This window comes from Pseudomonas sp. JV245A, assembly GCF_032424515.1.
Taxonomy (GTDB): Bacteria; Pseudomonadota; Gammaproteobacteria; order Pseudomonadales; family Pseudomonadaceae; genus Aquipseudomonas; species Aquipseudomonas protegens.
The window spans coordinates 1-6752 of record NZ_VYKE01000208.1 but is presented as its reverse complement, the minus strand read 5'-3'; the positions used below and the strand labels follow the sequence as shown (position 1 = coordinate 6752).

The following is a 6752-nucleotide window of genomic DNA, read 5'->3' as shown; positions in this document are numbered from 1 at the left end:
CTGTTCGCCGAGGAACCGCTGTCCTGGGGGCTGCGGGGGGACCCCTATTTGTGGCGAGCCATGGCCACGCATCTGGCCCACACGCCCTGGCCGGCCACGGCGCAGCAGTTGGAAGCCCTGATCGTCCAGGCCTTCGAGCAACTGACCGGCAGGGCCTGGAGCTCGGCAGGGCACTTCTTCGTCGAGGCCTTTGCCCATGGCGGCATGTCCAGCGGCGGGATTTCCATGGGCTTCTGGCACGAGCGCGGCCTGCCCCTGTTGTGCGCCCGTTGGGCTCAAGCCTGATCAGATATCGCTGGGTATCAGCATAAGCAGGTCGGTATCGCCGATATCCACCCCAGCCTGGGTCAGCAGGGTGCTGGCCTGGCCGCGGTGGTGGGTCTGGTGGTTGAAGAAATGCACCAGCAGGCTATAGAAATCGCGCTCGGCGACCACGCCCCGGGTGTTGGCGTAATGCAGGCTGCTGTCCAGGTCGGCGTCGCTCAGGGACTGGCTGAAATCGAGGATCAACTGGTCCAGCCACTGACGCTGCTGCCAGAGCCCGCCCAGGTTTGGGAACAGCAGGGTCTTGAGGTCCTGTGGCAGGGCCACCTGCTGCAGCGGCGCCAGGGCCGCAAACCGCGCCGGGTGCTGGGCAAAGCGCTTGAGCCAGATGGTGTCGCCGGCCAGCAAATGATTGAGGGTGCCGAGGATCGAGCCGAAAAAGGCCTGCCGGTCCAGAGCCAGTTGCGCATCGGACAGGCCCATGGCGGCGCTGTACAGCTTGCTGTTCATCCACTGGTTGTAGCGAGCCATCAGGCCCAGGTGCTCGGTGCGGTTCATTGCGGTTCCTTTCGGGGTTTGCGGGCTGGCGCGCAGCAGCTTCGCAAGCCCCGGTGCCGCAATGCAAGAGGCGTCACAAAAGCCTCGTGCGCAGGCCGTTTGTAGGGCTGTGCAGCCATTAAAAAAACCGCCCCTTTGGCCCCGATAACATCGTTTCTCGGGGCTTGGGCTTTTCTCTATATTGGCCACCAGATCCAGCGCGGCAACAGGCCGCGCACCCTTTATGGTGAGCCGTTGCAATGAATAAAAAACCTGAACGCACAGGGCTGGAAAACCCCGGAACCGCTACCCGGGTGGTCTGGGGCGGAGAGCAAGTCCGTCATCCCTACAACGCCACGCAACCCCCGATTGTCGCCAGCGCCGCCTATGGCTACGACGACATCGACCAGTGGTACGACGTGGCCCTGGGCAAGGCCCCGGGCTTTATCTACAGCCGCATGAGCAACCCCACGGTGCAAACCCTGGAAGCCAAGCTGCAGGACCTGGAAAACGCCGAATCGGCGGTGGCCTTCAGCAGCGGCATGGCAGCCATCAGCGGCGTGCTCTACAGCTTCCTGCGCCACGGCCAGCGGGTGGTGTCGACCAAGGACAGCTACGGTGGTACCAACAAGATCTTCGAGGAATTCCTGCCGCGCATGGGCGTGGCCGTGACCCTCTGCGAAACCTTCGACCAGCAGCAGATCGAGGCCGAGATCGCCAAGGGCTGCGACCTGCTGTACCTGGAGACGCCGACCAACCCGACCCTGAAGATCGTCGATATCCAGCGTTTGGTCGCCGCGGCGAAACAGGTCGGCGCCCTGGTGGTGGCGGACAACACCTTCGCTACGCCGCTGAATCAGAACCCCCTGGCGCTGGGCGTGGATGTGGTGATCCACAGCGCTACCAAGTTCCTCAGCGGTCACGGCGATGTGCTGGGTGGCGTGGCCTGCGGCAGCGAAGCGCTGATGAGCCAGGTGCGTCACTACCGGGAAATCAACGGTGCCAGCCTCGATCCGTTCTCGGCCTACCTGATCATTCGCGGGATCAAGACCCTGGCCCTGCGCATGCGCCAGCAACAGCACAGCGCCGCGCAGCTGGCGCAGTTCCTGCTCAACGAGCCGTTGGTGGAAGCCGTGAACTACCCGGGCCTGCCCAACCACCCGAACCACGCCGTGGCCTGTGCGCAGATGCGCGGTTTCGGCGCCATCGTCAGCTTTGTCCTGGTGGGTGGCATGGACAGCGTCAAGCAGCTGTTGCCACGCCTGCGCTATGCCCACTGCGCCGGCAACCTGGGGGCGGTGGAAACCATCTACGGCCCGGCGCGCACTACCAGCCATGTGGAGAACACCCTGGAAGAGCGCCAGGCCCTGGGCATTTCCGAAGGCCTGGTGCGGATTTCGGTGGGCATCGAAGACACCGATGACCTGCTGGCCGACCTGCAGCAGGCCTTCGCCTGGCTGCGCCAATCCCTCAAGCAGAATGCGGCGCCTGGCGCCATCCCATCCCAGGACCCGCGGGCCGAGGTCGCCCACTGAAAAGAGCGCGCAACACCCCCACAGCAAGGCAGCCAGCGGGGGCTTCATGAAGAGGAATAACAATAAAAACCTGGTGGCATCCGATTTGTTTTCTGCCCATTTCCACAGTCGCAGAAATTGAGACTTGCCCTGACAACTTTCATGAGAACCATCATGTCCCTACAAGAACAACAGACCGACTTGCGCGGCGGCTTCAAGCAAGAAATGCAGACCCGGCACATCGTCATGCTCGCCCTGGGCGGGGTGATAGGCACCGGGCTGTTCCTCACGTCCGGCTACACGGTGAACCAGGCCGGCCCGCTGGGCGCGGTGATCGCCTACATCATCGGCGCGCTGATGGTGTACCTGGTGATGATGTGCCTCGGCGAGCTGGCGGTGCAGATGCCCGAGACCGGCTCCTTCAGCACCTACGCCACGCGCTTTCTCGGCCCCGGCACCGGCTACACCGTGGCCTGGCTGTACTGGCTGACCTGGACCGTGGCCATCGGCTCGGAATTCACCGCCGCCGGCATCCTCATGGCCCGCTGGTTCCCCGAGACCCCGGTGTGGATCTGGAGCGCGCTGTTCGCCATGGTGGTATTCCTGTCCAACGTGGTGTCGGTACGGCTGTTTGCGGAAACCGAGTTCTGGCTGTCGCTGGTCAAGGTGATCACCGTGCTGGCATTCCTGGCGGTGGGCGGCGGGGCGATTCTCGGTCTTCTGCACATCGACCAGGCCCACAGCATCGGCCTGAGCAACTTCACCCGTGAGGGGCTATTCCCCACCGGCTTCATGCCGATCGCCATGACCCTACTGGCGGTGGCCTTCGCTTTCTCCGGCACCGAACTGATCGGCATCGCCGCTGGCGAAACCCGTGACCCGCAACGCAATGTGCCACGGGCGATCCGCACCACGGTGCTGCGCCTGGCGATTTTCTTCGTCGGCACCATCTTCGTCCTCGCCACCCTGTTGCCCCGGGAGCAGGCCGGCCTGGTGGAAAGCCCGTTCGTCACGGTGTTCACCTACATCGGCATTCCGTACTCGGCCGACATCATGAACTTCGTGATCATCAGCGCGTTGCTGTCCGCCGCCAACTCCGGGCTGTACGCCGCCTCGCGGATGCTCTGGACCCTGAGCGACCAGGGGCATCTGCCCAAGCAGTTCTCGGCCCTGACCCGCATGGGCACGCCGCTCAACGCGATCATCGTGAGCATGGCCGGTGGCGCCGCCTCGCTGCTCAGCAGCGTGTTCGCCCCGGACACCATCTACCTGGCCCTGGTGTCGATTTCCGGGCTGGCGGTGGTGGTGGTGTGGATGAGCATCGCCGCCAGCCAGATCGCCTTTCGCCGGCACTTCGTGGCCAACGGCGGTGACGTGCGCGACTTGAAATTCCGTGTTCGTGGCTATCCCTGGGTGCCGCTGGGGGCGCTGTTGTGCTGCGCCCTGGCCTGTGTCGGCATCGGTTTCGACCCCGAGCAGCGCGTGGCCCTGTACTTCGGCCTGCCCTTCATCGCCTGGTGCTACCTGGTGTATTACATTACCCGCAGTAGCCGCCAGCGGCGCCTGTCCCTGGCAGCCCTGGCTCGGCCCTCCGATGCCCTGCAGGGTTGACGGGTGCGCCCGGCGCCCAGGGTGTCCATGAGAGCCAGGCCATGAAGCAGAAAAGCTTGCCCCCGCTGAACTGGCTGCGCGCCTTCGAGGTGTCCGCCCGTTGCCTTAACTTCACCCACGCCGCCGAGGAACTGTTCCTCACCCAGGGCGCGGTCAGCCAACAGATCCGCCAGCTGGAAAGCCACCTCGGGGTGGCGCTGTTCAAGCGCCTGCCCCGCGGCCTGGACCTGACCGAGGAGGGCCGTTCCTACCTGCCGGTGGTGCAGGACGCGATCACCCGGTTGGCGGTGGGCACCAACGAAATTTTCGGCCAGCACAAGCGCCGGCCGATCAAGGTGCGCGGCAGCCTGGCGTTTTTCGTCCACTGGCTGGCGCCCAAGCTGGCGGATTTTCAGCACAGGCACCCGCTGGTGGATATCCGCTACATCAGCAATATCTGGGTCAAGGAGCTGGACGGCGAAGACGACCTGGAAATTCGTTGGGGCCACGGCCACTGGCCGGGGCTGGTGGCCCAGCGCCTGACCTGGGACACGCTGTTCCCGGTGTGCGCCCCGGCCTTGCTGGACAAGGCGCCGCTAGAGGTGCCGGCGGACCTGGCCCGGCACCCGCTGCTGCATGTGCTGGGCTACGAAGAGGGCTGGGGCTACTGGCTGCAGCGGGCCGGCGCCGAGCAGGTGGATTCGTCCCGGGGGATGCAGTTCGACACCCTGATTTCCACCTTGCGCATGGCCGAACTGGGCCTGGGCGTGGCCCTGGCCCGTTCCTCCATGGTCGACCAGATGCTCGCCGACGGGCGCTTGCTGGAGCCTTTCAGTCAGCGCATCGAGGCCAGCGAATCCTTTTACCTGGTGCGTGGCGCCGGGGCCGATCCACACCCCGATGCGCTGGAATTTTCCACCTGGCTGGTGGAGCAGGCCCATCGCCATAAATGACTGGCCGGAGCCAAACATGCGTTATGTGAGTACCCGCAGTACCGCCGAGCAGGTGGATTTCGAAAGCGTGGTGTTATCCGGCGTGGCCGCCGATGGCGGGCTGTACGTGCCTGCCGAGCTGCCACGCTTCAGCCCCCAGGAGATCGCCAATTGGTCGACCCTGGATTACCCCGAACTGGCCTTCCGGGTGCTCAGCCCCTTTGTGGGCGACTGCCTGCCCGAGGCGGACTTCAAGGCCTTGCTCAGCCGCGCCTACAGCGGCTTTGGCCACCGCGCGGTGGCGCCCCTGCGACAGATCGACCGCAATGAATGGGTGCTGGAACTGTTCCATGGGCCCACAGGCTCGGCCAAGGATTTTGCCGCGCGGTTGCAGGCGCAACTGGTGGGCTATTTCCTCCAGCGCCGGCAGCGCCACGGGGTGCTGGTGGGGGCCAGCAACGGCGATACCGCGCTGGCGGCCATCGACGCCTTCAAGGACTGCCCGCAGACCCAGGTGCTGGTGTTCTATCCGCAGCACGGCGTGCCCGAGCAGCAAGGGCAGCAGTTGCAGGCGGCACACAACCCCGGGCTGTGGCGCTTTGCCGTGCAGGGCAGCTTCGACGACTGCCAGACCCTGGTGGCCCGCCTGCTGCGCCAATGGCCCCTGGCCGAGCGCGAGGTGATCGGCTTCAACTCCAGCAATTGGGTCGGGGTCATGGCCCAGCTGGTGCTGTATTTCCATGCCGTGCTGCAACTGGGGGGCGGCCAGCGGCCCATCGGTTTCAGCGTGCCGGCGGCCAGCTTCGCCGAGGTCTATGCCGGCTATATCGTGCAGAAGATGGGCCTGCCCATCACCCAGATGATTGTCGCCACCAACCGCAACGACGCCCTGCACCAGCTGTTCCTGAAGAACCGCTATTGTCGCGCCGAGGCCAGCCAGAGCCTGTCGCCGGCCATGGACCTGTCGCTGTTCGCCAACCTGGAGCGCTTTGTCTGGGAGCTCTATGGCCAGGACCCGCATGCGGTGGCGGGCCTGATGCAGCGCTTTGAAGGCAGTGGCGAGATGACCCTGGGCAACGAGTTCTGGCTGCAGGCGCGGATGATCATCGACTCCTACTCGGTGAGCGATGAAGAGACCGGCAAGGAGATCAGCAGCCTCTATCGGGACACCGGCTACATCATCGACCCCCATGCTGCCATCGGTGTCCTGGCGGCGCGCCTGTACCGCCGCAGCCTGGTGGCGCCCATGGTCACCCTGGGGGAGATCGCGCCGGCCAAGTCGGCTCGGTTGCTGGGCTCGCTGGGTATTCCCGGGCTGGCACCGCAGCCACTCGCGGCGCCTTCCACGGCGCAGTGGCAGGCACTGGCGGCGGATGATTTTGCCGCCGTACTGCACTGCCTGAAGGCACTGTGATGGGCACCGCGAAGGAGGCTTCATGAAGCGGATCCTGGATCCACTGGACGAATGCATCATCGCCGAGCTGACCCGCAATGCCCGGGCGGCTCATGCCGAGCTGGCGGCCAAGGTCAACCTGTCGCGCAACGCGGTGCGCCAGCGCATCGAACGCCTGGAGCGCGACGGAGCGATCCAGGGCTACACCATTCGCCTGGGCGAAGGGCGCGGGGCGGATACCCGGATCAATGCGCTGATCTTCGTCTACCGCTACGACCGCATGCGCGGGGCCGATGTATTGCAGGCGCTGCGCGCGATGCCGGAGATCATCCAGTGCGAAGTGCTCAGCGGCGAGTTCGATGTGCTGGTGCGGGTCAGCGCCGCCAGCGTAGAGCGGGTGCACCGGGTGTGGAATGACATCGCCGCCTTGCCCGGGGTGGAAAACACCGTGACGTCCTTTGTCTTGTCCTCTGTGGCCTGAGCGCAGAGCCGGATCTTCTGGCCTCCTGTAGCCGCTGCCGA

Annotated in this window: 7 protein-coding genes; 6 read left to right on the top strand and 1 reads right to left on the bottom strand. The window is 65.2% G+C overall.

Annotated elements, in window-relative coordinates; translation table 11 throughout:
* Positions 1-285, top strand: a 285-nt coding sequence (locus F6S12_RS28830; protein WP_315869620.1) for a hypothetical protein, incomplete at its 5' end; no start/stop codon positions are given.
* Here the strand turns inward: F6S12_RS28830 and F6S12_RS28825 are convergent.
* On the bottom strand, positions 286-822 hold the full coding sequence (locus F6S12_RS28825; protein ID WP_123430499.1) for a DinB family protein: 537 nt from the start codon (positions 820-822) through the stop codon (positions 286-288).
* A gap of 239 nt (positions 823-1061) precedes the next feature.
* Here F6S12_RS28825 and F6S12_RS28820 point away from each other — a divergent pair, with 239 nt between their 5' ends.
* The 5 genes from F6S12_RS28820 to F6S12_RS28800 all read left to right on the top strand — a co-directional run bounded on the left by F6S12_RS28820 (position 1062) and on the right by F6S12_RS28800 (position 6711).
* On the top strand, positions 1062-2336 hold the full coding sequence (locus tag F6S12_RS28820; protein ID WP_011062103.1) for a cystathionine gamma-synthase family protein: 1275 nt from the start codon (positions 1062-1064) through the stop codon (positions 2334-2336).
* Between the two features lie 153 nt (positions 2337-2489).
* The gene (locus tag F6S12_RS28815) at positions 2490-3926 is read left to right on the top strand and encodes an amino acid permease (RefSeq protein ID WP_053152616.1); all 1437 of its coding nucleotides are present in this window, start codon (positions 2490-2492) and stop codon (positions 3924-3926) included.
* A gap of 41 nt (positions 3927-3967) precedes the next feature.
* Positions 3968-4858 (top strand): LysR substrate-binding domain-containing protein, encoded by an 891-nt coding sequence (locus F6S12_RS28810; RefSeq protein WP_011062101.1) that lies wholly within the window; start codon positions 3968-3970, stop codon positions 4856-4858.
* A 16-nt stretch (positions 4859-4874) separates the two neighbouring features.
* Entirely contained in the window at positions 4875-6251 is a 1377-nt protein-coding gene (gene thrC, locus F6S12_RS28805; protein ID WP_011062100.1) for a threonine synthase, read from the top strand.
* Positions 6252-6273: 22 nt separating this feature from the next.
* Positions 6274-6711, top strand: coding sequence for an Lrp/AsnC family transcriptional regulator (locus F6S12_RS28800; protein WP_011062099.1), 438 nt, complete (start codon positions 6274-6276; stop codon positions 6709-6711).
* Positions 6712-6752 lie beyond the last annotated feature (41 nt).

Bases quoted from the DNA above. Each gene is read 5' to 3' on its own strand.
- F6S12_RS28825 (WP_123430499.1), bottom strand. From the start codon at position 822: ATGAACCGCACCGAGCACCTGGGCCTGATGGCTCGCTACAACCAGTGG.
- F6S12_RS28820 (WP_011062103.1), top strand. From the start codon at position 1,062: ATGAATAAAAAACCTGAACGCACAGGGCTGGAAAACCCCGGAACCGCT.
- F6S12_RS28815 (WP_053152616.1), top strand. From the start codon at position 2,490: ATGTCCCTACAAGAACAACAGACCGACTTGCGCGGCGGCTTCAAGCAA.
- F6S12_RS28810 (WP_011062101.1), top strand. From the start codon at position 3,968: ATGAAGCAGAAAAGCTTGCCCCCGCTGAACTGGCTGCGCGCCTTCGAG.
- thrC (WP_011062100.1), top strand. From the start codon at position 4,875: ATGCGTTATGTGAGTACCCGCAGTACCGCCGAGCAGGTGGATTTCGAA.
- F6S12_RS28800 (WP_011062099.1), top strand. From the start codon at position 6,274: ATGAAGCGGATCCTGGATCCACTGGACGAATGCATCATCGCCGAGCTG.